Below are 25912 nucleotides of genomic sequence, written 5' to 3'. Positions count from 1 at the left end.
CTCGTCGCATCATGCGCTCTCACGCAAACCGCCGGATGCCGGCAAGCGGCGGAAGGACCACCGCCTCGCCGTCGACCTCCACCACCGGCTGCAGAGCACCCACGTCCACGCGGCGGAGGATGGGCGAGAGGAAGTCTCGGCCCCGCGCATAGTTGATCATGACGCCGGGCGAGAGGGGGTTATAGGCCGGCATCACGACGAGGTCTTGCCCGGAAACCACGCCCCGCCCGTAGAGGAAGCAGGGGAACCGGGCGAGATCGATCTCGATCGCCGGGTGGTCGTGGCCGATGACGAGCGTCCCGTGGTCATCGACCTCCCTATCGCCGTGGACTACCGTGTAGCCGCCGTGGTCGTAACGGTCGACCGTCCCAGCAACCAGAGGAAGCATGGTATCGTGCGACCCACGCACAAGGACGACCTCGCATTCGGCCCGGAGGGTCGCAAGGATCGCCGAGAACGTCTCCTTTACGTCCCGGCTCACCCGGTCGAAGGCGTGGAAGATATCTCCGTCGAGGACAAAGATCGCGGGCCGGAATCGGTCGAGGATAGCCTCGAACCGTTCGAGCAGCGTCTCCCCTTCATGGAGGGGGAAGTGAAGCCCCTGCCGGTAGAGGGTCTCCGCAAGCCCGATGTGGACGTCGGAGACGACGCAGAGGGAGAGGGCCCGAATGTGGAGGGCGCCCTTATAGAACCCGAATCGGCTGAGGAGGTCGGCCTCACTGACTGCGGTCATGCCACCGCCCCGTCCCCGATGCTGTCCATCACCCGGCGCTGGAACTCGCGAAGCATCGAGAGCCGGTCCTGGACGTAGACCGCATCGGAGACCCCGAGCGTCGCGATCCCGAACGCGAGCGGGCTTGGGGACGCGGCGCGGGTCAGGACAACCTCGATAGCGCCTGTGCCAATCCCGTCGACGATCCGCCTGATATTCTCCGCCTCGAACCGGTCCTCGATCACCTCGCGGTAGGTCTCCCGCATCACCGCGAACCCATCAAGTCGTTTTGCGAACGAGATCAGCATATCGGCGCTCACCTGCTGGCGGCGCGCACTCCTCTTTCGCCCCATGTAGTTTCTGAGAATCATGAACGACCGGGCCGCATTGATCCGGAAGACCCTCTTTTCGAGCTGGGTATTCCCGACGGCCTCCCTGAGGACCTCCCCGCACTCGTCAGCCCGGATGCCCTGGAGGATCCGGACGGGGTCAGCCTGTTTCTCGAGGGGAATCGAGACCAGAAACCCGGTATCGCTGATCCCGACCGAGACGTTAACTGTCACGTCGCGTGCAATCATATAGGCGACGATCCGGGAGAACCCATCGTTGAACCGCAGCCCATAGTTGGTCATGAAGAAGTAGAGCCGCCGGTGATTCTCCTGGTCGACCTGCTCCTCGACAACGATTCGGCCCGGCGTCGGGATGGCCTCGCCGCCCAGGTAGCGCACCTGCTGCTCGAAGATAGCACAGATGCTCCGGGCACTGTTCTCGTCGATCGGGTACCGGGCAAGGAGCGCATCGACAATCTCCTCCGCCCCCATCGTCTGCATCGCGTGAAGCATCCTCTCCTTGAACCTGAGGACGTGCAGCCCGATGTCAAACGAGAGCGGGAGTTTCTCCGAGAACCAGCTCGGGATCGTCGGCCGGTCAGTCGTCCTGTCAACGTAGAGTTTCCCGCCCCGGCGGTAGGCGAACTTGTAGCGGCGCCCGCCGAGGACGAAGACATCGCCCTTGTTCATCCGCTCAAGGTACTTCTCGTCCAGGTTGCCGGCAAACGTCCCGTCCCGGGTGAGGACGTCGCAGGAGAACTCGTCCGGAATCGTCCCGGAGTTTAAGAAGTAGATCATCCGGGCGTTCCGTCCCCGCTTCTGGATCGTCCCGGTCGCCGGGTCGTGCCAGATCTTCGCGTAGATATGCCGCTCCTCAAGCCCCGCGTACTCACCGGCAAGGTAGCGGATGACACTCATGAGGTCTTCCTCATCGAGGTTTCGGTAACAGTGGGACCGGCGGACGACCTCGAGTATCCCGTCGACCTGCTGCGGCCCGAGAAGCGCCATCCCCAGGACGTGCTGCGCGAGGACGTCAAGACAGTTCTCCGGTATGTGGATCCGGTCCACGAACCCGTTCTGCCCCTCGCGGAGCATCACCGCGCACTCCACGAGCTCGTCGCGGTCGAGGACGACGATCCGGCCTTTCACCACCTCGCCAAGACGGTGGCCGGCACGCCCGACCCGCTGGAGGAGCGCTGCGACAGACTTCGGGGACCCCACCTGGAGGACGAGGTCGACATAGGGCATATCGACCCCGAGCTCGAGCGACGTTGAGGTCGTCACCACCTTCACCCTGCCGGCTTTGAGTCTCTCCTCGACGAGGAGCCTTCCCTCCGTCCCCATCGAGCCGTGATGGCATCCCGTGTTCTCCTCCGTATAGTGCCCGGGATAACGGACCCGGAGGTTCTGGAGGATCCGCTCGGCACCGTTTCTCGTATTCGTGAAGATGAGCGTGTTCCTGTGCTCCTCCACGAGGCGGTGGATCGTTGCGTAGAGATGCCGCGAGAGGTCTTCAGGGGTGGTCTCAATGAGGTCGGGGACCGGGCAGAGGAGTTGCAAGTCGAACTCCCGCGCGAACCGGGTATCGACGATCTCAATCTCGCGCCCGGCGCCGACGAGGAACCGGCCGACCTCCGCGAGAGGCTCGATCGTCGCCGAGCACCCGATCCGCGTAAAGCCGCCCCCGGCCTCCTTCACCAGATCCTCCAGGCGCTCGAGGCTCACCGAGAGGTGGACGCCGCGTTTGGAGCCTGCAAGGGAGTGGATCTCGTCAACGACAACCCACCGGACGGTCCGGAGGCTTTCGCGGAACTTCGGGGAGTTCAAGAGGATCCCGAGGGTCTCAGGGGTGATGTTGAGGATATGTGGCGGCCGTCGCGCCATCTTCGCCTTATCGGCCCGCGAGACATCGCCGTGACGGATGGCATGCCGGATGGGGGTGTGTTCGACCCCGCGCTCGCGGGCGATCTCCTCTATCCCATCGAGCGGCACGCTGAGATTCTTGTGGATGTCGTTTGCGAGCGACTTGAGCGGCGATATATAGAGGCAGTAGACGCTGTCCTGGAGCCCTTCGTTTTGCGCCCGGACGAAGAGATCGTCGATGATAGCAAGGAACGCCGCAAGGGTTTTTCCGGACCCGGTCGGTGAGCAGATGAGGACGTTATTTCTCTCGTGGATGAGCGGGACCGCCATCCTCTGCGGCGGCGTGAACCGTCCCTCCAATCTTCGTATGCACCATCCCCGTACGCTCTCATCGAGGAGTCCGAGGATCTCCTTGTCCGAATGCCCTTCCTGCTTCGCCGATCGTTTCTCCATCTTCCTTCACCTGCTGTTATCCCTGAGTATCCTCGTGCGCCGTCCCGCATTGCGATGCAGAGAGCGGCAGTCCCACGTCATCCCTGTTCCGCCCTCCGATAGGGGGAATTTATCAACATCGGACCAATCCGGTGATGTATGATGAAAATAATGCTTTAATTTTCGACATTAACCGCAATTCTCCGTCAGGTGCGCCAGGAACCCCGCACTGAAATTTGAATATATTCTGCTGCAATTATAAATATTCTTTTTGCCGCAAAGAGCGATTAGGCAGAAGGTCAGGACAATAATTTCCGACGTTGCGCTACCAATTCAACATTTGGACGATAATTGCACCGAATGTGGATCCCGGCAGAAATCGACCGCACAGGCAGCCCCTCCCCCGGGCGAGAACGATTGCACCGGACTTTTCGCCATCCTCTTACGCCGGATTCCGGCTGATCCGGGAGCCTCGTGAATTGCGTCACATATGAGCGCGTTTGAGATATTCTAATGTATGATCTCGTGAAATGTACCAGAGGAACTACGATGACAAATCACCCGGTTAAAAATATGATGCGACTGATGGCGACCAAGATCCGGACCATTGCGGACGTGATGTCCGACGACCAGATCGACTCGTTATTGAGCGAGATCCTGAACGCCAACCGCATCTACACCATGGGCGCCGGGCGCTCTGGACTGGTTGCAAAATCATTTGCCATGCGCCTGATGCACCTCGGCCTCACCGCCTTCGTCGTCGGGGAGACAGTGACCCCGGCCATGAAGCCGGGAGACGTCATTATCGTCTTCTCCGGTTCCGGCGCGACCAAGACAGTTGCGGATATCTCCGAGACCGCAAAGGAGATCGGCGGGAGAGTCTGTCTCATCACCTCAAAGAAGGAGTCGAGGATCGGCCGGATCGCCGACTGCATCGTCATCATCGAGAGCCAGCGGGACAAAGTTGCCGACGAATCGGCGGAGTTCGAGATCCGGCAGATGATGGGCGAGCACAAGTCGTTTGCACCGCTCGGCACCATCTTCGAGACGACGGCCATGGTCTTTGCGGACGCGATCATCTCCCGGCTGATGGAGATCACCCAGTGCAGGCCTGAAGACCTCCAGTGCCGGCACGCAAACATCGAGTGAGAGATAGCCATGAACGAGCACAGGTACGCCGCCCGGGTCCGCGGGGTGGAGATGTCGGGGATTCGGAAGCTCTTCGAGGCCGGGGGACCGGACGCGATCAACCTCGGCATCGGGCAGCCGGACTTCGATACGCCGGACCACATCAAGATGGCCGCGATCACGGCGATCGAGGAGGGCAAGACCGGCTACACTCCGAACGCCGGCATTCCCGAACTCCGGGAGGCGATCTGCGAGAAGTTTGCGCGGGAGAACAGTCTCGCCTACCGGCCGGAGCAGATCCTGGTCACGGCAGGGGGGAGCGAGGCGCTCCATCTCGCGATGGAAGCCCTCGTGGACCCGGGCGACCGCGTCCTCTTCACCGACCCGGGATTCGTCTCCTACGCCGCGCTTGCGGCGTTCGCCGGCGGGCGGCCCGAAGGTGTCCCGCTCGATGCGACCCTGCACATCGACGTCGAGCAAGCGAAGGAGCAGATGGACGGAGCGCGGATCTTCGTTCTGAACTCCCCCGCAAACCCGACGGGAGCCGTCGAGAGCGAGGAGTCGATCCGCGCCCTCGTCGAGTATGCAAACGACCAAAAGGTCACCGTCATCTCCGACGAGGTCTACGAGCACTTCGTCTACGAGAAAGAACATGTCAGCGCAGCCCGTTTCGGCGAGGACGTCATCACCGTCAACGCCGCAAGCAAGACCTACGCCATGACCGGCTGGCGGGTCGGCTACCTCGCGGCACCCGAAGACTACATCCCCGAGTTCCTCAAGGTCCACCAGTACGCCCAGGCGTGCGCGACATCGATATCACAGTATGCCGCGCTCGCCGCGTACACCGGCGACCAGAGGCCGGTTGAGCAGATGCGCCAGGAGTACCGCGCCCGGCGGGATCTCCTTTATGCGGGGCTCACCGATCTGGGGCTCAACTTCCCCCGGCCGGAAGGCGCGTTCTACATGTTTGTCCCAATGGGGCAAGCCCTTATCCAGAGGGCCGTCGATGCGGGTGTCATCATCGTGCCGGGCGGAGCCTTCGGCTCACGGGCACCTGACCACGCACGTTTCAGCTACGCGACCTCACGCGAGAACCTCTCGCGGGCAATCGCGAGGCTCAAGGCATTGATGGAGTGAGAAGATATGGTGAAAGAGTTACTCAGAAGGCTCTCGGACGCCCACGGCGTCTCGAGCGGCGAAGGAAGCATTCGGGAGATCATCCGGGCCGAACTTGAAGGGGTCGTCGACGAGATCCGCGAGGACACGATGGGGAACCTGATCGCCGTCAAGCGTGGCGACGACTTCTCCATCATGCTCGCCGCCCACATGGACGAGATCGGCCTGATGGTCCAGTATATCGACGAGAGGGGTTTCATACGGGTCGTCCCCATCGGCGGGTGGTATGGGCCGGTGCTCTACTGCCAGCGGGTAGTCCTGCACGGGAAGAACGGGCCGGTCATGGGCGTCCTCGGCGCAAAGCCCCCTCACGTCATGAAGGAGGAGGAGCGCAAGAAGGAGATCAAGATCGAGAATATGTTCGTCGACGTGGGGGCAACAAGCGAGGAGGAAGTGAAGAACCTCGGGATCGAGATCGGCACCCCGATCACCATCGACCGCGAGTTCGCGGAGCTCGCCGGCACCCGGATCACCGGGAAGGCATTCGACAACCGGGTCGGTGTCGTGATGCTCATCCGGGCCCTCCAGCAGACGGACTCACCCCACACGATCTACGGTGTATTCACGGTCCAGGAGGAGCTGGGGCTGAAGGGCGCGAAGGTGAGCGCCTACTCCTTAAACCCCGACTGCGCGATCGCGACCGACGTCACCATCCCTGGCGACCACCCGGGGATCGAGAAGAAGGACGCGAGCGTCGAGATGGGCAAGGGACCGGTCCTCGTCATCGTCAGCGCGAGCGGCCGGGGGCTCATGGCTGATCCAAGAATGACCGCGTGGCTCCGGGAGACTGCCGAGAAGAACGATATTCCCTGCCAGCTCGAGGTCGGGACCGGCGGCAACACCGACGCGACGATCATCCACCTCGAGAGGGGCGGCATCCCCAGCATCCCGCTCTCGATCCCGGCCCGTTACATCCACTCGCCGGTCGAGGTGGTCGACACCGTCGATATCGAGGCCGGGATCCGGCTCCTCGTCGAGGCGCTGAAGAGCCGGCCCGCACTCTAAAATCTTTTTCCCTCTATAAGTCCTGCAGATAAACGCCATACCACTCCCTGAGCACTGCGGAGGTATGAGTAACGGATAGCGCCTCTGGTGAACCCACCTTCCGGGTCCTGATCATGGCATCTTCGCCCGCGTGACCCTTTCCGGCCGCACCTCAAGGGAGACGGACACTCTCGTCGACGAATGCTTCTGTGCGGGACGATGATAGAGAACACTTACCAATGTGGCGGGGGACCCGCCGGTGAAAAGATGTGCCCGGGAGACGGGCCGTTACCCGGGCGCATTCCAGTCCATGGATGCAGTCTATTTTTGGTGTTCACAGGCCTTAACCGCCTTGGCCTGCGGACTGCTGCATCATGCCGATGCACCTTCGCACTGATCCCTATCCCAGGCAAACTTCCCTCTGGATCTGAGAGAATATAGATTTTATCCAGCCATGAGAATAACTATAATTTTGGCTCTATTCCGAACAAATCACTCCAATCATCTCACTCCTCGACAAAGATGACCGTAACCGGGCACGAGTCGGCAGCCTCCACGGTGCAATCGGCAAAGTCCTCGGGGACCTCGCCCTCCGCAGGGTTGCCGTCGACCCGGTACTGCTCTGCAACCTCTGATAGGCCGTCGTCAGGATTCTGTTCGAAGATATCAGGGCAGAGCGTCCAGCAGTTCTCGCAGCTGATGCATCCTGGCCTGTCGATGGTAACCTTCACCACGCTCCATACCTCCACGTTGACGTGACCCGGAAGGGCGCTCTTCCATGTTAAACGTGACGGAAGTGGGGTCATCCAGACGCTCTGGAGGCAAGGTATAACACCCGACCGACCAGATATAAGAGGACTCATGCAGAATACGGCCTGGATAACTCTCTTCTTCGCAGGGCTTCTGGAGGCCGGCTGGGCGCTCGGACTGAAGTATACCGAAGGGTTCACCAAGGTCGGGCCGTCGGTGGCGACCCTCGTTCTGATGGGGGGCAGCATCTACCTCCTCTCGCGTTCACTCTCCGGCCTCCCGCTCGGGACGGCGTATGCCGTCTGGACGGGGATCGGGGCGGTCGGGACGGTCATCGCCGGGATCGTTCTCTTCGACGAGTCACGGAGCGTTGCCCGCCTCCTCTGTATTTTTCTGATCGTGGCGGGGATCGTGGGGCTGCGGTTCTGCTCGGACACGTGAAGAATATGGCCGGGATTCGCCGGAAAAAAGGGAGCCGGCCTTGGCTCAGGGCAGTTCTACCGGCGGCACGAGCGTTTCTACCGCCGGCACCCAGGCCGGCGGCACGTCCCAGGTGACGAACGCCGGGCGCTCTGCCGGCGCTTCGCCCCGGATGAAGACCCCGATGCCGTAGTACTTCGGCGACTCCGGTCCGACGGGGAGCTCGGCCTCGTAGTCGTGCCAGGACTGCACGAACTCGTCGCGGTCCATGACGACCCTCGTCCCGAGGATGGCGGGGTCTTCGAGGTAGACGGAGCGGTCGTCCACCCCGATCACGACCATGTAGTGGCCCGTCGCCCAGGATTCCTCCCAGGTCTTGTTCGCCTCCTTGAAGCGCTGGCCGTCGATGATGACCGGGACGCCGTCGCGAATCGAGGCCTCGAGGTCGGCGATGGTGAGGTTATCCTTCCACTCCGCCTCAAAGCCGAGGGATCTGGCGACCCGGACCATGTCCCAGGGGTAGGTCCCGTGGACGGGGGTCGTGTTGAGATAGGCGCGGAGATCCGTCTCGAAGGCGTCGAGGCCCCAGTAGTTGAGCACCGCCTGCATCGATGATGCGCCGCAGGAGTAGTACTCCGCCTGACGGACGTCAGGAACTCCGGCGAGGATGGTCGGCTCCTCAGGAGACGGGGGTGCGATCGCGAGGTAGACGGCACCGCCGGATATGAGTGCTCCGATGAGAAAAGAAGCAATGATGCGGGTATCCATAGTAAAAATATTCCCGTATAATCTTTAAGCATTCCTTTACTTGGAGAATAGAGAGAACTTCCTTGTTATCCGGGAGATCTTTCTGCAATCACGAATCTGGCGGGATTCGGGCGCCTATCTCGTCGTCCGGGGCTTCGATGAAAAAACAAGGAATGCATGCCCTCCAGGCGCTCTTTTCCGTCTCTTTATCCATGACACACGTCTGTTTTCCAGGGGCAGAATACGGTTCTCTTTCCATCGGCCGCGCTCCGGGGCTCATGCCGCCACCGCCGGGCAGTCCGGATGATAAACATCCGGCGGGCCGGCTGCCACGAGTACGCCGTCACCGTCAAGCGGGGCCGGCGATGAGCTGATCTACGATCGTGGAATGAATGAAAAACCAAAATGCAAAATCGAAAACGCCCCGGCCGGGATTTGAACCCGGGTCAAAAGCTCCGCAGGCTTCTAGGATATCCACTACCCTACCGGGACACGAGAATAAGTGTCTTACCCCTAATTACTATGCTGTTCGGGTTAAAAAGGATTGCCCCCGGGAGGGAGAGCGCTCTCCGGAGAGGGCTTGAGGATCCGACACCCATCAGTGCTCCAACCGGGCTGAAAGCCGATATCGGGCATGCCCCAGGGGAGATTCCCGGGGAGAGAGGGGAGCCGCGGGCCTACACGCCTCCTGCGCGCATCACCACATGCACCTTCACATCATTCCCGGAGAGCTGGATCAGGTAATCTCCCAGCCGGCGCACGGAGACCCGTTTATGGGTATCCGCACTGTAGCGTTTTCCGAACCCGTCCTGAGCCGCAATCTCACCGGACTCGCGGTCCCTGACCGTCACCTCAAACCAGGAATCTTCGCTCGGATAGGTTTGCTTGAAGACCCCATCAGCCTTCTTCCCGTAGTCGCTGGTGCCGAGTTTCTCACGCGTGATCATCTTCGGCTCCACCTTAAAGTCAATGATGAGCGGAGGCATGGCCAGGTTGAAGGCAAAGGCGTCAACCGTATGACTGAGATTAAACTGTGTTGTCCGGTTGTATATGATCACGTAGGGATCCGGTGTCGGCGCAGTCTCCGGCGGCCTGCTGAGCGTGGGGCCGGCCACACCGCCCGTTGCGGTGGGATATGGGGTAGCCGGGATCAGGTATCCCGGGTCGGGACCCGGCGCGCCCGGGGTCTCCTGCGGCGCCTCTCCCGAAAGGAGGCCGGACCAGCCGGATTCACCGCCCGGCGGCAGCTCCGCGCACCCGGCGGATGCAAGTGCCAGAACCATCACTGCAACTACAAAGAATGATTTATACACCCTGGTCACCGTAGTGGGATTATGCGAAGGGGTATTTATGTTTTTACTCTCGAATTCATGAAGAAATATTATATGCAATAGATATTACCCGGCAGAAATATAATTAGAATCAAACCTGTCTTCGCGGCATACTTTTTAGAAAAACATAGATCGATTAAGAACCGGAGGCTCCACGAGACACTGCCAAGAGAGGTTTGCCGTACATTTTCGAAATCCTGCACAGCATAGGAACCTTTTTATCAGCCATTTGTATCTCTATCGCTAGGTTGATGACAATACTGGAAGGGAGGGAGAGAAAACCAATTGACTCTGGCTTACCTATTCAAGATGGCAGCACCAATCTTGATGAAAGCGCGAACACCAGGCAGGTTACTTCAGTAAACGACCCAGCGCCCCAGGATTATAGTGGGCATCTCCTGATCCTCATCGGTCTGACCGGCATCGGCGCTTTACTACGGCTTTATAACCTCGCCGGGAACTCGCTCTGGCTCGACGAGGCCGCAACCCTCTCGTTCTCCCGGCATTCAATCGTCGGCATCTGGGAGATTGTCGCCGGAGGAGAGTTCAACCCGCCGCTCTTCTACTGGCTGGAGCACGGGATGCTCTTCTTCGGGGAGAGTGAGTCCGTGCTCCGGTTCCTCCCCGCACTCCTTGGCGTTCTGACGATCCCGATAGTATATCTCATCGGGAAGGAGTTCCGGGACAGAAACGTCGGGCTCATTGCCGCCGCCCTCCTTGCGTTCTCACCCTTCCATATATACTACTCCCAGGAAGCCCGGGCATACGCCCCGATGCTCTTCTTCTTCTCCCTCGCACTGCTCTTCTACGTGCGGGCCAATAGATCCAATGAGGTCCGCTCCTGGGCCCTCTTCGGCATCTTCTCCGCAGTCGCCTTCTGGATGCACTTCTACGCGATCGTCCCGGTCGCCGTCCTCATCCTCCACGCCCTCATCATCCGGGTCGGGGAGATCCGAAGCGACATCCGGAACGTGAGAGCACCGGCCCTCGCACTTATTGCCTTCATCATCACAACCCTCCCCCTGCTCATCGTCACGGTCAACCTCTTCCTCGCGAGGACATCGGCCGCCCCGACCTTCGGGATGCAGGGGCTTGATGTCATTTACCAGACCCTCCTCCAGATCTCGGGGTTCAGTGACCTCATCCTCGTGCCGTTCCTCATCCTCTTCGTGCTCGGCGTCGCCTGCACCTGGCGTGAGGACCGGAACGGAGCGCTCCTCCTCGTCTTCATGATGATCCTCCCTCTGGCAGGAAGCCTTATCCTCTCTTCGAGGATGCCGATGATCCCACGCCACCTGATTTTCCTCCTCCCGCTCTACTTCATCGGGATCGCGTCTGCATATCCCGGACTCTACGCTCTTGTCAAGGACAAGAGAGCAGTCTACATCGCTGTCGCGGCGGCGTTTCTCATCAGCACTCCCTTCCTTGCAACCTACTACACGACCCCCCAGAAGAACGACTGGCGGGGGTTCTCCGCGGAACTCAGTGGGATGACCGGGGAAGGCGATCTCATCGTCTTGTTACCATCCTACATGGCGCTGCCGCTCGACTACTACTATAGCAACGCGACCGACGGGACAATCGAACTCGGGGCAACTACAGGCAACGACCTTGAGGCAATCAGGAACAGCCATCCCGGAAACCGGACGTTTTATGTGGTGACCTGGGATATTCTCGCCGTGGATCCCACCGGGGACGCGTTAGGTTGGCTCAATGAGAATACGCAGTTTGCCGGACAGCGCATGGGGATACATCTCTTCAGGTCAGCCTGAAGAGGGCATAATGGCTACATCGGTTTGTACAAGTAATTCTGACCAGCATGAACAGTGAAGTGACCTTAATATCGCCCCTCACAGTAACGGATGGCAGATACACCTGACAACATCCGGGCCGATTTCAGGAACCACAACCATGCGTATAAACTGGCACCTTTAGCAAGTCATGATCCTGCATAAACAAATTCACAAAAATGTCCCGATCAACCCCAATTCCCTTTGAGAATTCGGATTTTAGAGATATTAGTCAACAGTCGCATATGGTTCTTTATTTCCTTTTTAACATCAATCTTTGACTCGCCGTGCCGGCGGGTATGGAGTTTGACCGGGATCTCTACAACCGATTTGCCGTTCAGGATTAACTTTGCCAGGATCTCAGCGTTGATCTCAAAATTATCACTCCGAATGCGCATTCCATCAAGGGCATTCTTTTCGTAGAGCCGGAAGATAGGGCTTACGCATGTGATATTCGCACCAAGCAGGACACGATACAAACTGTTTACTGTTTTACTGAGCAGATACCGGAAGAAGGTGACCTCTTCCATCAATCCCCGTTCAAGATACGGCGATCCCGAGACGCAAGCAGGGTGTGATCTCCGATAGGCATCAATCAGGCCCCTGACATCCTCAGGGCGAAACGTAAGGTCCGAGTCCATTGTTATAATAAGATCTCCCTCACAATGCTGCAGGCCATGCTTTATCGCCGCGCCCATGCCCTTGTTTTTCCTGTTTGTCAATGCGATAACGTCAGTCCTCTCACGGGCGAGGTTCTGGAGCAGGGAATAAGTATCATCCTGACTTCCATCATCAACCAGGATATATTGAAAAGATTCCCCCGTAGTTGCAGCAATCCTATCGATCTCCGGAAATAGTTCCTCCCTATAAGTCAGTATATTTTCCCTCTCGTTATAGAGTGGAATGACTATGGAGATCATCAGACACCACCATGAAATCCCAGGATAAATTACCATCGCATCCAGAGTTAATGAGAAAGATCAGGCGGCTAAACCGGCTCCACGTGGAAGAATACTGTTGTATATCGAAAACGAGGTCTGCAACAAACATTTAGGCAGGTTTGGTCTCCCGTAAAGCGCTTACCAGATGAGCGTCACTTTCATTAAATTGCCCCACATCTCCGATAGTGCTGAGGATAGAATGAAACTTCGCGTAACCTGTCAGGGATTCATCCAGTTCCTGCTACTCTCGATTGGTCTCAGTATCCTGGCCCACTTCATCTCACAATCAGGCATTATCGATAACCTCTGGATAATCACAACAGTTGATATTCCCCTGTTGATCCTGGCGTTTGGGCTCTCTCTCGCAAACATCGGATCAAAAGTCTACCGCTGGAAGTACCTCAGCAACTATTATTACCGGGAGATCTCATGGCACGATGCTTCTCTCGTAAGTGTATCAAGCCTGTTCTTCGCAAATATCACACCCGGGAAGATTGGCGATCTGTATAAAGCTTACTTCATGAAACGCAGATATGGTGTGCAGTTCCTGGATGGGGTATCCATGATCTTTTACGAGCGCTTCTTTGAGCTAACCATCCTATTTCTGGTTGCTGCCGGGATTGCCATGATCCAGCTCAGGGCCATAACCGTAATTGCACTGGAGTTCACCCTGCTCGTACTCTTCCTGTTGCTGGTCTTTTACTATAAGGCAGACTTCTTCATAGGACTAGCACAGAGAGTTCTGGTGAAGTTGCCGACCGAAAAGATAGATCCGGGCCGCGACCTGCGCATACGTAAGATGCCATTTCTTAACATCACTGTGGTCTTTCTGATCACAGTCATTTCATTAGTCCTAGAATTTGTTCGGCTCTGGGTTGTAGCGCTGGCGTTCGGCTTCCTCTTAAACCCGATCCAACTATCGATATTCATGAGCCTTGCCTTCATCATCGGTCTCGTTTCGCAGATCCCTCTCGGTGTAGGGGCTATGGAGGGGTCCCTGAACTATTTTGTCGCATCCATGGGAGTTCCTTCGGTGACGGCGATTGCCATCGTCCTCGTCGACCGCACGATCTCGATGTATTTTGCTCTGGTACTTGGCTTTATCTTCTCGAAGTTCTCTTTAGACGCACTGAAAGACGCCGTAACCTGAGAGAGGCACGGCAGGGATCGAAGCGGATATCATACAAAAAGTTAGGGCGTGTCAGGAAACTCAGACGGTTACGTTTGGACTCTGCATCACAAGGACGTCGCTCTTCATCCAGAGTAAGCCCGAATAACCCCCCTATACACATCCACCGCCTTCTCAAGCTGCCTTATCCCGACCCGCTCGTCCACAGCGTGCAGCGTCGGGATCTCCCCCGGCCCGTACTCTAATACGTCGAACCCCTTATCGCGGAGGTACTTCGCGTCGCTTGCAGCCCACTGGAGGAACGGGACCGCCGGTGTCCCATAGACCCGCTCCACCTCCTGGCAGACGGTCCGGACAATCCGGGCATCCGGGGGCGTCAGGGTCGGTTCGGCCACATCCGTCTCGCGGATCGTCGCGTCCGGTGCGTGTTCGGCGATGCCTCTCCGGAGGCTCTCAAGTGAGCAGCCCCACGGCACCCGGATATCGAGCTCCATCCGGCACTGCTCCGCCACGATATTCGCCTTCTCCCCGCCCTCGATACGCCCCGGGTTGAACATCACCCTTGTGAGGATCTCGTCTCCTCCCTCGATGCCGAAGACGTCGCGAAAGACCCGGGCAGACTGGGCGATGAGAGGCTCCAGGTCTCTTCCGGGGGGGAACGGGTGCGCGTGGACCTCCCGCAAGTAGCCTATGAGATCAAACGCCGCCATGACGGCACTCTTCCCGACGATCGGGTAGAGCGAACTGTGGCCGGGTCTGCCACGGAAGGAGAGGTCGACCCGGTAGAGGCCTTTCTGTCCAATCGCCGGGCTCAGGACCGGAGTCGGTTCGGCGATCAGGCAGTCGCGGGGTTCGAGCAGATCCTGAGCAAGCAGCGACCGGATCCCGTGCTCCCCGCCGGTCTCTTCGTCGCAGACGAAGGCGAACTGCACCTTCGGCTCCACCCCCCTCTCGATGAGGTCGCGGTAAGCGGCAAGAAGGGCGGCGCACCCTCCTTTCATATCGGTCGCACCCCGTCCCCAGACGTAGCCGTCGGCGACCTCCCCGCTCCAGGGGTCGTGCGTCCAGTCGTCGGGGATGGCGGGGACCACGTCGACGTGGCCGCAGAGGAGGAGCCGGGGGTCCGGTTCGGTCGTGATGATGTCGTCACGCCCGCCCGGGTGCGAGACGATGCGGTTCTTCACCCCGAGCGCATCAAGGAACTCCCCGATGAACGCGACGATGTCAGCCGTGCTTCCCGGCGGGTTCTCACTCCGGATCCGGACGAGCGATGAGGTGAGACGGGCGACATCCATAGGCAGTCTCCTTACGCAGATCTACTCTTTGCAAACTCATCAAAGAGGCGGGCGAGTGCTGAGGTCTTATAGAGTTGTTTGACGAACTTCGGGTCGAAGAACTCGTCAACGAACATCGAGAGGTACTCGGCCGGGATCGCCTTCTTGTCGTCGGGATTGAGCACGATGCGGAAACTCCGGTACTGGGCAGGGTCGTCGCGGTCGTAGATGCCCGACCAGAGCATCGGGAGTTCCTCGAACGTCTCCGGGTGCTCCGCTTTGAGCCAGTTGACGAACTCGGGGAAGTATGCCCGCTCGCCGATCTTCGCCTCGTCCACACGCCATCGCATATACTCCATGCTCATGATGTTTCTGGGTGACATGTAGTTATAGGCGAGAATGCTGAGGGTGAAATCGATGTGGGCAAGGGCATCAGTGAAGTAAAAGTACAGGACCGGGTGAAACTCTGCGGGATTCTCCAGGATCAGCGATTTACCGTACAGTTTCTGCATGACGCGAGCATACTCGTTCATTTCCAGCATACTCTCTCCTATTGGGGAGAGTGGTACAAAAAGTACTCCTTCAATGCAGGGATGGGAGCGGAAATCTCGGGCAAGGGGCATGGAGACACCCGCTGCCTGCCTGCAAGATGGGGTTCTGGTGTTGTCCGGACCTGGACTCACAGGACCTTGATCTCCGCCTGCCGCTTCGGGGCGCGTCCATTCGGAGTCTGGCAGCTTATCACGCTCCAGACTCGCAGCCTCACGGTGCCCATGCTCCGACTCTTCGGGTCATCGCACCCATCAGCCGGTCGCACTTCAAGAGCGTTCTGGGTCTTCGCAGGCTTCGTTAGCCCGGGGTGCCGCGTTCTGTCACGTGAAGAACGGCTTACGCCTGCTGACGGCTTCCCTGAACGCGTCCTCGAGATCTTTGCCGTGTTTTCCTCTGATATCGATCAGGTTGTCGCTCCGAAGGAGGCAGGGCTTGAGTTTGCCGTCCGATGTCACGCGCAGGCGGTTGCAGAATGCGCAAAACTCCGTGTTGTGGAGGGGCCGGACCACCTCGACCTCGGCACCATCGAGGCAGTACTTTTTGCGGTGGTGCATCCTGCGGGTGACGACCTGGGTTGCCCGCTCGTTCAACTCCTGCTCGACGCTGTCGACGTCCCCGTGGAACTTGCACTCGTTGAACTCCATCAGCTCGATGACCTGCAGGATGAGGTCGCGCCTGTCCCGGACGAACGCCATGAAGTCGTCCACCTCGTCCTCGTTGATGCCCTCAAGGAGCACCATGTTGAGTTTGACCGGGGTGAGTCCGACCTCGATCGCCGCGTCGATCCCGTCGAGGACATCCGCGAGGCAGTCCTTCCCCGTGATCTGGCGGTAGCGTTCGGGACGGAGGGTATCGAGGCTGACGTTCACCCGGGCAAGCCCGGCCTCTTTGAGTTCGGCAGCCTTTGCCGCAAGCAGCGTCCCGTTCGTCGTCAGGGAGGACTCGACGCCCGGCGGCACCGAGCGGATGATCTCTACAAGATCACGGCGAAGCAGGGGCTCACCACCGGTGAACTTGATGCTCTTGATGCCGAACTGTACGCCCACCCGCATCAACTCGGCAATATCCTCAGCGCTCATCTGCTCCTTCGGGCTTACCTCACCCTCGGCGTGGCAGTAGATGCACCGCAGGTTGCACCGGGAGGTCAGGCTGATCCGGAGGTTGGTCACGGTTCGGTTATAAGGGTCCTTCAGCACCATCACATGTTCCCTTGAAATTCTTTGCAATAATGTAGGTCTCGGCACTCCCTCTCCGCGATGCCTTCGTCCGATACCCCCGAACAGAATAGAAGTGTTTTCTTACCTCGGCAATCAGTTCCCCGAAGAGCTCGCCCTGGAACGACTTGATCACCATGTTGCCGCCCGGCTTTAAGATCGTGCACGCAAACGCCAGGGCATCCTCGCCAAGCCCGATCGCACGGGCCTGGTCGTAGCTCTTCTGGCCTGAGAGTTTCGGTGAGGCGTCGGAGACCACGACGTTGACGACACCGCCCACCTCCTCGCGGATGCGTTCCTGGACAAGTGGGTCGGTGAAGTCCCCGACGATGGTGGTGACACCTTCCATAGGAGCAATCGGGTTGAGATCCACGCCGATGATCTTCCCTTTCGTCAGGTCGCGGAGCACCTGCAGCCAGCTCCCCGGCGCCGCCCCGAGGTCGACGATGTTGTCGTCTGGCCTGATGATCCCGTTACGCTGCTGGATCTCCAGCAGTTTATAAGCGGCCCGCGCCCGGTATCCGGCCTTCATCGCCTTTCTATAGACGCTATCTTTTGTCCATTGAGAACCCATCGAAAGATATCCCCCATTTTGGGCTGGCAGACAGTTGTCTGTACCATCAAGATGATCGGAAGATTATGTATAATGTATGATGCAGCTAATCATGAAAGCAATGGTTCCGCCCGGTCGCGGAGCACAAAGCAATTGGCGCATATCGTAAAGCACTATAATGAATAGTGCGATTATATACTCTAGACGAGATTTTGATAAGGGGTCACAATGTTAAAGGCAACGATTGATGCAGATATATTTCGGGAATCCATCGACGCGATCGCCGCACTGGTGACGGAATGCCGGCTGCACACGGCCGACGACCACACCTGGACACGAGCCGTCGATACCGCAAACGTGGCCATGGTCTCCCTGGACCTCCGGAGCACGGCGTTCAACTCCTTCTCGGCAACACCCGGAGAACTGGGTCTGGATATCGCAAAGATGAAGAACATCCTCGGCATGATGGGGAAAAGCGACGCGCTGACGCTCAACCTGCTCGACGAGGAGCGGAAACTTGAACTGAGTTTTGGCGGCTACCGCTACTCGGTCACGCTGCTTGATGTCAACACCATCCGGAAAGATCCAAACCCGCCGGGGATCGAACTTCCCGGTAAGGCGGTCCTCTCGGGCGATGCGCTGAACAACGCCATCAAAGCGGCTGCCGTCATCTCCGACAAGATTGCGCTCGGGATCGACCCGGATAGTATGACCTTCTACATGGAGGCGGAGGGAGACAGCGACCATATCAAACTTGCACTCGGCGAAGACGAACTTGTCGCCTTGAACCCGGTGCGGGCGCGCTCCCTCTTCTCGATCGATTACCTGAAGGATATGGGCCGGGTCATGGCACGCGCGGACGAGGTGGAGGTCTACCTCGGCATCGATCACCCGGTACGGTTTGCCTTTGACATTGCGGGCGGCAACGGCCGCGTCGAGTACCTCCTTGCTCCTCGGATCGAGGCTGATTGATGGACGTTGTACTGGACCAGAAAGAACTCATCAAATACCCGTTTTTAAAAGAGTCACAGCAACTGGCCCGCCGGCACGTTGAGTCGCTCGAAGAATTCCTTACAAGCAGCCCGGGAAGTATGGCACTTGAACGGGCAAAGGAACGGGTCATCGCTGCGCTGGCCTCAAAGAGAGAATTCCAAGACGAGACCACACAGAATATCAGGCCCGAGTTTGAGATCGCAAGTTACGCCCTTGCCCGGATGCTGGTCTCCTGCATTGGTGACCGATCCCTCATCGACCGGCTTGCCCGCTACGAAGCAGAACGCGCTTCATACTTCCTGGAGAACGAAGACCCGGAGATCCGGCAGTTCGTCGCCTGGAGCATCGGGATCAGTACCGGAACAACGACCCTGCCGGTCACTGATTACGTGGAATTGGTCTCCCGCATGCGCGACCGACGGTGGCGGCTCGTCAACAGGGACGTGCGGCAGGGTGCGGTCCGCCTTGAGCCGGGCGATATCGACGAACTTATCCGGGAACGGATCCGGGCCATCCTCGTCGATCAACTGCCGCTTCGGATCCCGCCCGCGATCTGCGAGCGCCTTCGCAAGACAGCGGATGAGATCTCCGCGCTGCTGCAGCAGCAGGTCCTCGAACAGTTCGGCGAGATCAAGGAGGAGGCGTTCCCGCCCTGTATCAGTGCGCTCATCCAGGCGATCACCGCAGGGACAAACCTGACGCATATGGGCCGGTTCGCCATCACGTCGTTCCTCCATACGATCGGGATGAACACCACCGGTATTGCGGAGATCTTTTCGCGCGCGCCCGACTTCGACCTGGACATGACGATGTACCAGGTGGAGCATATATCCGGCCGCGGCGGGACCGAGTATACACCGCCGTCATGCGCCACAATGCGCACCTTCGGGCTCTGCACCAACCGCAACAAAGACTGCGAGCGGGTCAACCACCCCTTGAGTTACTACCGGCTCAGGAAGAATATCAAAAAGAAAGGAAAGTAATCGATTTTATGGGCAGTTACTGCTCAGCGATCCAGTGCCGGGCGATGAATTCCCGCACGACCTGCGCCGCCACCGCCGCCGTCTGCCCGGCATCGAACGGCGCGACCTCCACGTAATCGAACCCGGCGGCGTACGGCGCAAGGGTCCGCACGACCTCCCGTATATCGAGCGGCGTCATCCCGAACGGCTCGGGCGTCCCGAGGCCCGGGGTGAGGCAGCAGTCGATCGCGTCGGCATCGATCGAGAGGTAGATTCTTCTCCCCCCAACATGCTCCCGGACTTCCCGGAGAACGGCATTGAGGCCCAGATCGCGCACCGTGTCGGCGGTATACAGCCGGGTCCTCTCCGCTGCAATCTCGAACTGCTCGCGGTCGCCGCTCCGGGCGCCGATGATGACGACGTCCTCGACCGTATCGAGGACGCGCCGGGTGACGCACCCATGGCTGTAGGGCGTCCCGCCGAGTTCCTCCCGGAGATCCAGGTGCGCGTCGCAGACGACGTAGACTTCCGGTTGGACGGCTCTCACCGCGCCGATTGTGGCCGTATGCTCGCCGCCAAGCATCACCGGCACCTTCCCTTCGCTAACGATATCCCCCGCAACGTCCGCCACCTGGTCAACCAGATCCTCCGGGAGCCGGGAGACCTCAAGGTCGCCAAGGTCCGCGACCGGAACCTCAAAGAAGTCTATCCCGGTCGACGGCTCATAGGACTCGAAGTTGAACGACACCTCGCGGATCGCCCGGGGTCCAAACCGCGTCCCCGGCCGATACGACGTCGTGCCGTCATAGGGGACGCCGAAGACAGCGTAGCGGGCGTCCTCATAGGACGCGTCCGCATCCGCGAAATGGAGATGGGCAAGTTCGTGCATGCCCGTCTTTGCAAGCCAGAACAGATTACTCAAGTTTCTTCTTACCCAGGGATGAGATGTAGGCGATCTCCTGGCCGGGTTCGACACTGCCGGCCTGCTCCTCACTCACCGTAAGTTCGAACATCTCAAAGTCCTTGACGTCCATAAGCTGGAGGGTTGTGCCGGCGATCGAGATGACCTGCGCCATCTTCCGCTCTACGACGGGAACGTAGGTCTTTGCCGAGACCGGCTGGACGATCGAGCGCTTGACACCGTCGAAGATGCCGATACAGTCGATCCTGGATTTTGCTGCCCCGTGCTTCCCGGGTTTGGAGATAGCGATGGAGACAATCCTGCAAGGCTCATCTTCGACGACGACATAGCGTCCCTCTTTCAGCTTCCCAACTTCTGTTTGTTCCTTCATATTGTCTCACTCAATAAACGCGTGATTAATGTATCTGGATTACATTACATAAATACACCGTAGAACGAGGGAAGGGCACGAGGGTTTTTATGGAGTTCATCCGCGCATGTGACGACCTGGCCGGGGGCGTCAGAGATGCAGTGGCCGGCATGGTCGGAACGCCGGAAGCAGGGGAATACGTCAGGATGGGCGCGGACGGCACGCCCACCAAGAAGATAGACCAGGTTGCAGAAGATATCGTCGTCGATTACTTTACATGTCATCCGTTCTGCCGGCACCTGATCAGCGAGGAACTCGGGTGCGCCAGGATGGGCGGAGAGAAGGGCACCATCTACCTCGACCCGGTCGACGGCACCCACAACGCCGTGGTCGGGATCCCGTTTTATGCCCTCTCTATCGCGTACGCGGAAGAAGGGGTCGTCCAGGCAGGATACGTCCAGAACCTCGCCACGGGGGAGACGTTCCACGCCATCCGGGGCCAGGGCGCCTGCCTTGATAGGCACCCCATCCATGTATCGAGAACGTCGCTCCTTGAAGAGAGCGCCATGAGCATCTACGGCCGGAAGTTCGACCCGACCCGCATGTTCGGGATCGCCCGAAAGATCCGGCGGTTGCGCCTCCTGGGTGCATCGGCGCTTGAACTCTGCTATGTCGGGTGCGGCCGCCTCGACGGGTTTGTGGATGTGCGGGGGACGCTCCGCGTCACGGACGCCGCGGCAGGGATGCTGATCTGCGAGGAGGCCGGCGGGACGGTCTCCGACCCTGAGGGGAACACCCTGATCTTCCCCGACGAGGTCTCCGCCGGGCGGAGCCTCGTCGCCACGAACAGCGTCGTGCATAACAAGGTCATCGAGTATCTGAGGTAAGGTGCGTATGAAGATCGTGCTGGTATCACGCATTGACGACACGAACGCGCTCCGTTACACCGCGGAGCTTGCCCGGGATCTCGGGGGCCTGGGACACGAGATCGTTCTTGAGGAGGGGACGGCAAGAGAGCTCGGGCAGGAGGGTATCCCCTTTGAGGAGATTGCCGGCGACCTGGTCGTGGTCGTCGGTGGCGACGGGTCGGTCCTCCTCACCGTCCACCAGATGAAGCAGCAGGTTCCGGTCCTCGGGATCAACTGGGGCGAGGTTGGGTTCCTCGCGGACCTGGAACCCAACGAGGCACGCGCGTTCTTCGCCGCAAACCGGAATGAGTTCCAGGTCGAGCGCCGGATGCGGATCAGCCTCTCCGTCGATGGGAAGCAGTTTGGAGATGCCCTCAACGAGGCGGTCATCGTCACCGACCGGCCGGCGAAGATGCTCCGGTTCGCCGTCTACGTCGACGGTACACCTGCCGAGAGGGTCAGGGCCGACGGCCTGCTCATATCGACCCCGACCGGGTCGACCGCCTACGCCATGAGCGCGGGAGGACCGATCATCGACCCGCAGATCGAGGGGATCCTGATCATACCGCTCGCGCCCTATATGCTCTCGTCCCGCCCCCACCTCATCAGCACCGGAAGGGACCTTGAGATCACCCTCGATACCGAGAAACCGGCTCACCTTGTCATCGACGGCCAGAGCACGTTCGAACTCGAAAAAAAGGCCACCGTTACGGTCAGAAGGTCAGACCAGCCGGCTCTATTCGTCCATACGGGCAAACCTTTCTTTGAGAAGGTGAACCACAAATTGCGCAACCTCTGACCCTGCCGATACCTCAAACAGAGATTTTATGAGTGACCGCGGGGACTATCTCCACAGAGGAGTGAGCACGGATATGGAAGACCAGATGCGCACGAAGATCCCCTACGCGGAGATTGCAGAGACGCTGAAGAGCACCCTCGACCTGCGGGGCTCACCGGTCGCGGTCAAATTTGCAAAAAACCCTGAGGGCATCCCCGAAGGGGTCGGGCCGATCGAGGAGACGGTCCGCCACTGCCAGATGGTCAGCAGGGCCCGATTGGGCGGCGAGATCTTCTACGCGACCGCCGATAAACACGTCTGCATGGGGGGCGGCTGGGCCCTCGGGCTGAAGGAACTCACCCAGAGCCTCCGCAGCGGGGAGTTCTACTACAAACTCGGGAAGTTCGAGAGCTGGGCCGCCTGCATGCGGACTATCCAGCAGGTGCCGCACGTCCCCGAACTCGAGACCTACGCGACGGTCTATGCGCCGCTTGAAAAAACCCCGTTTGACCCGCACGTCGTCATCATCATCGCCGAACCCCGCTCGATGCTGAAACTCGCCCAGGCCACGCTCTACCAGCTTGGCGGCAGGATCGAGTCCACGATGTCGGGGATCCAGTCGGTCTGTGCGGACGCGACCGCACAGCCCTACCTTACCGGCAGGATCAACTACTCTCTCGGCTGCGACGGATCGCGCCGGTTCTCCGGGATCGAGGATGGCGAGCTCGTCATGGGTATTCCTGCCGAGATCCTCCCGGAGTTTGCCCGGGCCCTCTCGATCGTCACCGGTGCGCCCGGGTCGGTGTAGTGACGGGGCCGGGTCCCCGCCATTTTTGGGGCCCGCTCCCCGTCGATAGGCCCATTGCAGGGTAAAAGGCTTATCTTCCCGGCAGGTCAACTATTCAGCAGGTGGTTTTTTTTGCAGGTATCCATGAAGCTCGAGATGAAGGATCAGCCCGGACAGCTGGTCGCGGCCCTCAAACCGATCTCGGCCGTCGGGGGAAACATCATCGCGGTCATCCACCAGCGGGAGACATCGGCGGCTGCAGAGACTCTTGACGTCCAGATCGTGCTGGAACTCCCTGAAGGGCGTCTTGACACCCTTCTTGAACTGTTCCGGGAACAGGGCGTCAGCGTCGTGCGTATCGGCGAGGAACGCCTCCTCTACGAGTGCACGCTGATCATGATCGGCCACTTGATGCACACGGACCTCTCCGATACAGTCGACCAGATCGACAGGACCGGTTCGGCAGAGGTGACGGAACTCTCCCTCGTCATGCCGGCGATCGACTCCCCCTCTTCCGCCCGTATCACCATCCGTTCGACCACCCGGGCAGAGGCAAAGAAGGCGATCGGGATCCTGCGCGGCGTTGCGGAGCGAAAAGACCTCCTCATCATCGAGCCACTGGAGGATGCATAATGCGGATTGCGCTCCTTGGATTCGGCTCCGTCGGCCGGGGGATCGCCCGGGCGATCCTTGCAAAAGACCTCAGTATCACCGTCACCGGGCTTGCCGACTCACGAAGCGGTCTCATCGATCCTGACGGGATCGACCTTGCGGCGGCGCTTGCCCGGAAGGGGAACGGCGACCCCTGCGGGCTCCCGGACACCAGTCCCGCGGACGTGGTGGCGAAGGCAGACTACGATGTCCTCGTTGAGGTGACCCCGACGAACGTCGAGACCGCCGAGCCGGCACTGGGACACATCCGGGAGGCCCTCAGGCGACATAAACACGTCGTCACCTCAAACAAAGGCCCGATCGCCATCGCCTATCCCGAACTCCGGGCTCTTGCAGAGGCAAACGGCGTCTTCCTGAAGTACGAGGCGACGGTCTGCGGGGCGATCCCGCTCATCCATGCCCTGCAGGAGGGGCTCGCAGGGAACACCATCTCCCGGCTGTACGGGGTCTTCAACGGTACCTGCAACTACATCCTCACCCGGATGGCCGCGGAGGGCCTCACCTACGAGCAGGCCCTTGCCGAGGCCCGGGAACTCGGGTATGCCGAGGCGGACCCGACCTACGATGTCGAAGGGATCGATGCAGCAATCAAACTGGTCATCCTGGCAAACACCATCCTTGGCATGCAGACCACGCTTGCTGACGTGGAGAGGACGGGGATCACCCTCCTGACCCCCGACGCCCTGCAACTCGCAGAAGACCAGGACTGCACCATCCGGCTCATCGGCGAGATCGTCCCGGAGGCCGGGGCGCTCCGCGTCTCACCGCGGCTCATCCCGGAAGTCCACCCACTCGTCGTCGAAGGAACACTCAACGCCGTCTCGGTGGAGACGGACCTCGCCGGGGAGCTCACGTTCATCGGGAAGGGTGCGGGCTCCACGGAGACCGCGAGTGCTGTGATCGGCGATCTCCTCTATATCCAGAGCAGGCATGTCCAGGGTTCTTGAACGAAGGATTGAGTACCTGCGGCTGATGCGTCAGGCGACGCTTGAGAGAGGCTCCTTTACGGTGGTCGATATCGCCGAGGCCACCGACACCCCCCGGAGCACCGTCCAGGACTGGGTGAACCGCCTCATCGAGGAGGGGTGCGTCGTCCTCACGGAGGAGCAGCGAGGACGGCACGCGGCCAGGTATGCCGCAAGCAGCGTGATCCCGGAGAGCGCCTGCAGGCGGGTCTTCACCACCGTCGACGGTGACGAGGTCGAGATCTACCACGAGTGCATGAGCGGGGGGTGCGCAGCCTTCTGTGAGTTCCACCACACCCGAGCCGGCGGCGCCCTGCAATCGGTCCGCCGGGACGGGACCCTGCTCCGGGAGAGGGCGGTCATCGGGCGGCGAGAGGTCGCCGTCGGGCTCGACCCGGCTCCTGCGGTCGGGATCGTCGGCGTCTCCCACGATGGCGGTTACATCCGTCAGCAGATCCGGTGCATCGGGGGCCCGGCATACTCGCTTACCGATATGATGTCCCTTGCCGAGGGCGTCTGCGACGTCACTGTCCGCCGCGAGGGGCAGGTGGTCGAGGGCGAGGTGGTCACCCGGGCGCTCGCCTACGTCGCCATCGGGATCGACGATACCGATACCGAGACCGAGGGCGCGACGTTCGCCCTCGCCCTTGCCCTCCTCCAGCACCTCGCGAAACTCGACGGTGTCATGCCGATCGGGCACCGGGTGGCGATGCTCAATCCCCGGCTTGAGGCCCGGACCGCCGGAAACTCGTGCAGTTATATCGAGATCGCTGTGGAGCCCGACGTTGTGCCGCAGATCGAGGAGGCTGCCGTGCGGTTCGTCGCCGACGAGGCGGCATCCCCGGAATGGGGCATCGCCGTCCGGCAGGGGTTCAGGGTGCCCGGCGGGCTGCGGGCCTACGGCAGGAGTGCGAGGGAGTCGTTCCTCACCCGCGAAGCAGCCGAGGCGACCGCCGAGCGGTTCGGGGCACATCTCCACGGCGGTCGCGGCGTCATCGGGGCGCTTGCGGCGGTCGCACTCATCGGGCTCCCGCACGACGTCCTCCTCGACCCCGGACGGGACGTCTGCACCGGGTGGGAACCGGCGGGGTGAGAGCGGCGGTGGTCTTCGGTCTTCGATTTTTGAGATGCTCATTTTTTAGTGATTTGCGCCTTACGATGTGCCTGTTCTTTGATTTATTGTCGCATATCCGCGGACTCGAATTCCCATGGGCTATCGCCATACAGGAAGGTGGGGACAGGGGAGGGGGG

General features: G+C 60.0%; 26 protein-coding genes and 1 tRNA gene. 14 read left to right on the top strand and 13 right to left on the bottom strand.

The window, feature by feature from the left end:
• Positions 1–19: 19 nt before the first annotated feature.
• Both QZ650_RS07405 and QZ650_RS07400 read right to left on the bottom strand, forming a co-directional pair.
• Entirely contained in the window at positions 20–733 is a 714-nt protein-coding gene (locus tag QZ650_RS07405; protein ID WP_292521282.1) for a metallophosphoesterase, read from the bottom strand.
• A complete protein-coding gene (locus tag QZ650_RS07400; protein WP_292521281.1) occupies positions 730–3357 on the bottom strand; it encodes an ATP-dependent helicase in 2628 nt (875 codons plus the stop codon). Before QZ650_RS07400 ends, QZ650_RS07405 begins: the two co-directional genes overlap by 4 nt.
• Before the next feature lie 528 nt (positions 3358–3885).
• Between QZ650_RS07400 and hxlB the strand changes: the two genes are divergently transcribed.
• The 3 genes from hxlB to QZ650_RS07385 are packed head-to-tail and all read left to right on the top strand — an operon-like array spanning position 3886 to position 6645.
• Positions 3886–4485 (top strand): 6-phospho-3-hexuloisomerase, encoded by a 600-nt coding sequence (gene hxlB, locus QZ650_RS07395; protein ID WP_292521279.1) that lies wholly within the window; start codon positions 3886–3888, stop codon positions 4483–4485.
• A gap of 9 nt (positions 4486–4494) precedes the next feature.
• Positions 4495–5601, top strand: a complete 1107-nt coding sequence (locus tag QZ650_RS07390; RefSeq protein WP_292521277.1) for a pyridoxal phosphate-dependent aminotransferase — start codon at positions 4495–4497, stop codon at positions 5599–5601.
• Positions 5602–5607: 6 nt separating this feature from the next.
• Positions 5608–6645 carry a M42 family metallopeptidase gene (locus tag QZ650_RS07385; protein WP_292521275.1) on the top strand — a complete coding sequence of 346 codons (1038 nt, stop codon included), beginning with the start codon at positions 5608–5610 and terminating at the stop codon, positions 6643–6645.
• Positions 6646–7130: 485 nt separating this feature from the next.
• On the opposite strand, the gene QZ650_RS07380 is transcribed toward QZ650_RS07385, so the two are convergent.
• Entirely contained in the window at positions 7131–7358 is a 228-nt protein-coding gene (locus QZ650_RS07380; protein ID WP_292521273.1) for a ferredoxin, read from the bottom strand.
• A gap of 127 nt (positions 7359–7485) precedes the next feature.
• Between QZ650_RS07380 and QZ650_RS07375 the strand changes: the two genes are divergently transcribed.
• Positions 7486–7815: a multidrug efflux SMR transporter gene (locus QZ650_RS07375; protein WP_292521271.1), complete on the top strand. Its 330-nt coding sequence runs from the start codon at positions 7486–7488 to the stop codon at positions 7813–7815.
• A 45-nt stretch (positions 7816–7860) separates the two neighbouring features.
• Here the strand turns inward: QZ650_RS07375 and QZ650_RS07370 are convergent, their stop codons facing one another.
• The 3 genes from QZ650_RS07370 to QZ650_RS07360 form a co-directional block, all read right to left on the bottom strand.
• Positions 7861–8562 carry a C39 family peptidase gene (locus QZ650_RS07370; RefSeq protein WP_292521269.1) on the bottom strand — a complete coding sequence of 234 codons (702 nt, stop codon included), beginning with the start codon at positions 8560–8562 and terminating at the stop codon, positions 7861–7863.
• Positions 8563–8961: 399 nt separating this feature from the next.
• Positions 8962–9033 (bottom strand) — tRNA-Arg (locus QZ650_RS07365).
• A gap of 185 nt (positions 9034–9218) precedes the next feature.
• A complete protein-coding gene (locus QZ650_RS07360; RefSeq protein WP_292521267.1) occupies positions 9219–9824 on the bottom strand; it encodes a hypothetical protein in 606 nt (201 codons plus the stop codon).
• Between the two features lie 299 nt (positions 9825–10123).
• Here QZ650_RS07360 and QZ650_RS07355 point away from each other — a divergent pair, with 299 nt between their 5' ends.
• Positions 10124–11644 (top strand): glycosyltransferase family 39 protein, encoded by a 1521-nt coding sequence (locus QZ650_RS07355; RefSeq protein ID WP_292521265.1) that lies wholly within the window; start codon positions 10124–10126, stop codon positions 11642–11644.
• A gap of 206 nt (positions 11645–11850) precedes the next feature.
• Here the strand turns inward: QZ650_RS07355 and QZ650_RS07350 are convergent, their stop codons facing one another.
• Positions 11851–12582 (bottom strand): glycosyltransferase family 2 protein, encoded by a 732-nt coding sequence (locus tag QZ650_RS07350; protein WP_292521263.1) that lies wholly within the window; start codon positions 12580–12582, stop codon positions 11851–11853.
• A gap of 166 nt (positions 12583–12748) precedes the next feature.
• Between QZ650_RS07350 and QZ650_RS07345 the strand changes: the two genes are divergently transcribed.
• The gene (locus tag QZ650_RS07345) at positions 12749–13753 is read left to right on the top strand and encodes a lysylphosphatidylglycerol synthase transmembrane domain-containing protein (RefSeq protein WP_292522481.1); all 1005 of its coding nucleotides are present in this window, start codon (positions 12749–12751) and stop codon (positions 13751–13753) included.
• 104 nt (positions 13754–13857) lie between these two features.
• Here the strand turns inward: QZ650_RS07345 and QZ650_RS07340 are convergent, their stop codons facing one another.
• The 4 genes from QZ650_RS07340 to QZ650_RS07325 form a co-directional block, all read right to left on the bottom strand.
• Positions 13858–15027: a M20/M25/M40 family metallo-hydrolase gene (locus tag QZ650_RS07340; RefSeq protein WP_292521258.1), complete on the bottom strand. Its 1170-nt coding sequence runs from the start codon at positions 15025–15027 to the stop codon at positions 13858–13860.
• Between the two features lie 11 nt (positions 15028–15038).
• On the bottom strand, positions 15039–15548 hold the full coding sequence (locus tag QZ650_RS07335; protein ID WP_292521256.1) for a hypothetical protein: 510 nt from the start codon (positions 15546–15548) through the stop codon (positions 15039–15041).
• Between the two features lie 330 nt (positions 15549–15878).
• Positions 15879–16757, bottom strand: a complete 879-nt coding sequence (gene moaA / locus QZ650_RS07330; RefSeq protein WP_292521254.1) for a GTP 3',8-cyclase MoaA — start codon at positions 16755–16757, stop codon at positions 15879–15881.
• On the bottom strand, positions 16735–17346 hold the full coding sequence (locus tag QZ650_RS07325; RefSeq protein WP_292521251.1) for an RlmE family RNA methyltransferase: 612 nt from the start codon (positions 17344–17346) through the stop codon (positions 16735–16737). The genes moaA and QZ650_RS07325 overlap by 23 nt, the downstream gene beginning before the upstream one ends.
• A 207-nt stretch (positions 17347–17553) precedes the next feature.
• Here QZ650_RS07325 and QZ650_RS07320 point away from each other — a divergent pair, with 207 nt between their 5' ends.
• Together QZ650_RS07320 and priL are read left to right on the top strand one after the other, a co-directional pair.
• Positions 17554–18297 (top strand): DNA polymerase sliding clamp, encoded by a 744-nt coding sequence (locus tag QZ650_RS07320; protein ID WP_292521249.1) that lies wholly within the window; start codon positions 17554–17556, stop codon positions 18295–18297.
• A complete protein-coding gene (gene priL, locus QZ650_RS07315; protein WP_292521248.1) occupies positions 18297–19301 on the top strand; it encodes a DNA primase regulatory subunit PriL in 1005 nt (334 codons plus the stop codon). Before QZ650_RS07320 ends, priL begins: the two co-directional genes overlap by 1 nt.
• Before the next feature lie 16 nt (positions 19302–19317).
• On the opposite strand, the gene speB is transcribed toward priL, so the two are convergent.
• On the bottom strand, positions 19318–20202 hold the full coding sequence (gene speB, locus QZ650_RS07310) for an agmatinase (protein WP_366830514.1): 885 nt from the start codon (positions 20200–20202) through the stop codon (positions 19318–19320).
• Positions 20195–20572 carry a translation initiation factor IF-5A gene (locus QZ650_RS07305; RefSeq protein ID WP_292521246.1) on the bottom strand — a complete coding sequence of 126 codons (378 nt, stop codon included), beginning with the start codon at positions 20570–20572 and terminating at the stop codon, positions 20195–20197. Before QZ650_RS07305 ends, speB begins: the two co-directional genes overlap by 8 nt.
• An 89-nt stretch (positions 20573–20661) precedes the next feature.
• On the opposite strand from QZ650_RS07305, the gene QZ650_RS07300 reads away from it, so the two are divergent.
• The 6 genes from QZ650_RS07300 (at position 20662) to QZ650_RS07275 (ending at position 25754) form a co-directional block, all read left to right on the top strand.
• On the top strand, positions 20662–21438 hold the full coding sequence (locus tag QZ650_RS07300; protein ID WP_292521244.1) for a bifunctional fructose-bisphosphatase/inositol-phosphate phosphatase: 777 nt from the start codon (positions 20662–20664) through the stop codon (positions 21436–21438).
• A gap of 7 nt (positions 21439–21445) precedes the next feature.
• On the top strand, positions 21446–22258 hold the full coding sequence (locus QZ650_RS07295; RefSeq protein WP_292521242.1) for an NAD(+)/NADH kinase: 813 nt from the start codon (positions 21446–21448) through the stop codon (positions 22256–22258).
• Between the two features lie 73 nt (positions 22259–22331).
• Complete coding sequence (locus QZ650_RS07290) at positions 22332–23045, top strand: DUF169 domain-containing protein (RefSeq protein WP_292521240.1); 714 nt, start codon at positions 22332–22334, stop codon at positions 23043–23045.
• 123 nt (positions 23046–23168) lie between these two features.
• Positions 23169–23657 carry an amino acid-binding protein gene (locus QZ650_RS07285; protein ID WP_292521238.1) on the top strand — a complete coding sequence of 163 codons (489 nt, stop codon included), beginning with the start codon at positions 23169–23171 and terminating at the stop codon, positions 23655–23657.
• Positions 23657–24643 carry a homoserine dehydrogenase gene (locus QZ650_RS07280; protein ID WP_292521236.1) on the top strand — a complete coding sequence of 329 codons (987 nt, stop codon included), beginning with the start codon at positions 23657–23659 and terminating at the stop codon, positions 24641–24643. Before QZ650_RS07285 ends, QZ650_RS07280 begins: the two co-directional genes overlap by 1 nt.
• The gene (locus QZ650_RS07275) at positions 24627–25754 is read left to right on the top strand and encodes a helix-turn-helix domain-containing protein (protein WP_292521234.1); all 1128 of its coding nucleotides are present in this window, start codon (positions 24627–24629) and stop codon (positions 25752–25754) included. Before QZ650_RS07280 ends, QZ650_RS07275 begins: the two co-directional genes overlap by 17 nt.
• Positions 25755–25912 lie beyond the last annotated feature (158 nt).

The sequence above is a fragment of the Methanoculleus sp. genome, assembly GCF_020696975.1.
Classification (GTDB): Archaea; Halobacteriota; Methanomicrobia; order Methanomicrobiales; family Methanoculleaceae; genus Methanoculleus.
This window is presented reverse-complemented; position numbering and strand designations above follow the sequence as displayed.

Coding starts and splice junctions, on each gene's coding strand:
- QZ650_RS07405 (WP_292521282.1), bottom strand. CDS start 733: ATGACCGCAGTCAGTGAGGCCGACCTCCTCAGCCGATTCGGGTTCTAT.
- QZ650_RS07400 (WP_292521281.1), bottom strand. CDS start 3,357: ATGGAGAAACGATCGGCGAAGCAGGAAGGGCATTCGGACAAGGAGATC.
- hxlB (WP_292521279.1), top strand. CDS start 3,886: ATGACAAATCACCCGGTTAAAAATATGATGCGACTGATGGCGACCAAG.
- QZ650_RS07390 (WP_292521277.1), top strand. CDS start 4,495: ATGAACGAGCACAGGTACGCCGCCCGGGTCCGCGGGGTGGAGATGTCG.
- QZ650_RS07385 (WP_292521275.1), top strand. CDS start 5,608: ATGGTGAAAGAGTTACTCAGAAGGCTCTCGGACGCCCACGGCGTCTCG.
- QZ650_RS07375 (WP_292521271.1), top strand. CDS start 7,486: ATGCAGAATACGGCCTGGATAACTCTCTTCTTCGCAGGGCTTCTGGAG.
- QZ650_RS07370 (WP_292521269.1), bottom strand. CDS start 8,562: ATGGATACCCGCATCATTGCTTCTTTTCTCATCGGAGCACTCATATCC.
- QZ650_RS07360 (WP_292521267.1), bottom strand. CDS start 9,824: ATGGTTCTGGCACTTGCATCCGCCGGGTGCGCGGAGCTGCCGCCGGGC.
- QZ650_RS07355 (WP_292521265.1), top strand. CDS start 10,124: ATGACAATACTGGAAGGGAGGGAGAGAAAACCAATTGACTCTGGCTTA.
- QZ650_RS07350 (WP_292521263.1), bottom strand. CDS start 12,582: ATGATCTCCATAGTCATTCCACTCTATAACGAGAGGGAAAATATACTG.
- QZ650_RS07345 (WP_292522481.1), top strand. CDS start 12,749: ATGAGCGTCACTTTCATTAAATTGCCCCACATCTCCGATAGTGCTGAG.
- QZ650_RS07340 (WP_292521258.1), bottom strand. CDS start 15,027: ATGGATGTCGCCCGTCTCACCTCATCGCTCGTCCGGATCCGGAGTGAG.
- QZ650_RS07335 (WP_292521256.1), bottom strand. CDS start 15,548: ATGCTGGAAATGAACGAGTATGCTCGCGTCATGCAGAAACTGTACGGT.
- moaA (WP_292521254.1), bottom strand. CDS start 16,757: ATGGTGCTGAAGGACCCTTATAACCGAACCGTGACCAACCTCCGGATC.
- QZ650_RS07325 (WP_292521251.1), bottom strand. CDS start 17,346: ATGGGTTCTCAATGGACAAAAGATAGCGTCTATAGAAAGGCGATGAAG.
- QZ650_RS07320 (WP_292521249.1), top strand. CDS start 17,554: ATGTTAAAGGCAACGATTGATGCAGATATATTTCGGGAATCCATCGAC.
- priL (WP_292521248.1), top strand. CDS start 18,297: ATGGACGTTGTACTGGACCAGAAAGAACTCATCAAATACCCGTTTTTA.
- QZ650_RS07305 (WP_292521246.1), bottom strand. CDS start 20,572: ATGAAGGAACAAACAGAAGTTGGGAAGCTGAAAGAGGGACGCTATGTC.
- QZ650_RS07300 (WP_292521244.1), top strand. CDS start 20,662: ATGGAGTTCATCCGCGCATGTGACGACCTGGCCGGGGGCGTCAGAGAT.
- QZ650_RS07295 (WP_292521242.1), top strand. CDS start 21,446: ATGAAGATCGTGCTGGTATCACGCATTGACGACACGAACGCGCTCCGT.
- QZ650_RS07290 (WP_292521240.1), top strand. CDS start 22,332: ATGGAAGACCAGATGCGCACGAAGATCCCCTACGCGGAGATTGCAGAG.
- QZ650_RS07285 (WP_292521238.1), top strand. CDS start 23,169: ATGAAGCTCGAGATGAAGGATCAGCCCGGACAGCTGGTCGCGGCCCTC.
- QZ650_RS07280 (WP_292521236.1), top strand. CDS start 23,657: ATGCGGATTGCGCTCCTTGGATTCGGCTCCGTCGGCCGGGGGATCGCC.
- QZ650_RS07275 (WP_292521234.1), top strand. CDS start 24,627: ATGTCCAGGGTTCTTGAACGAAGGATTGAGTACCTGCGGCTGATGCGT.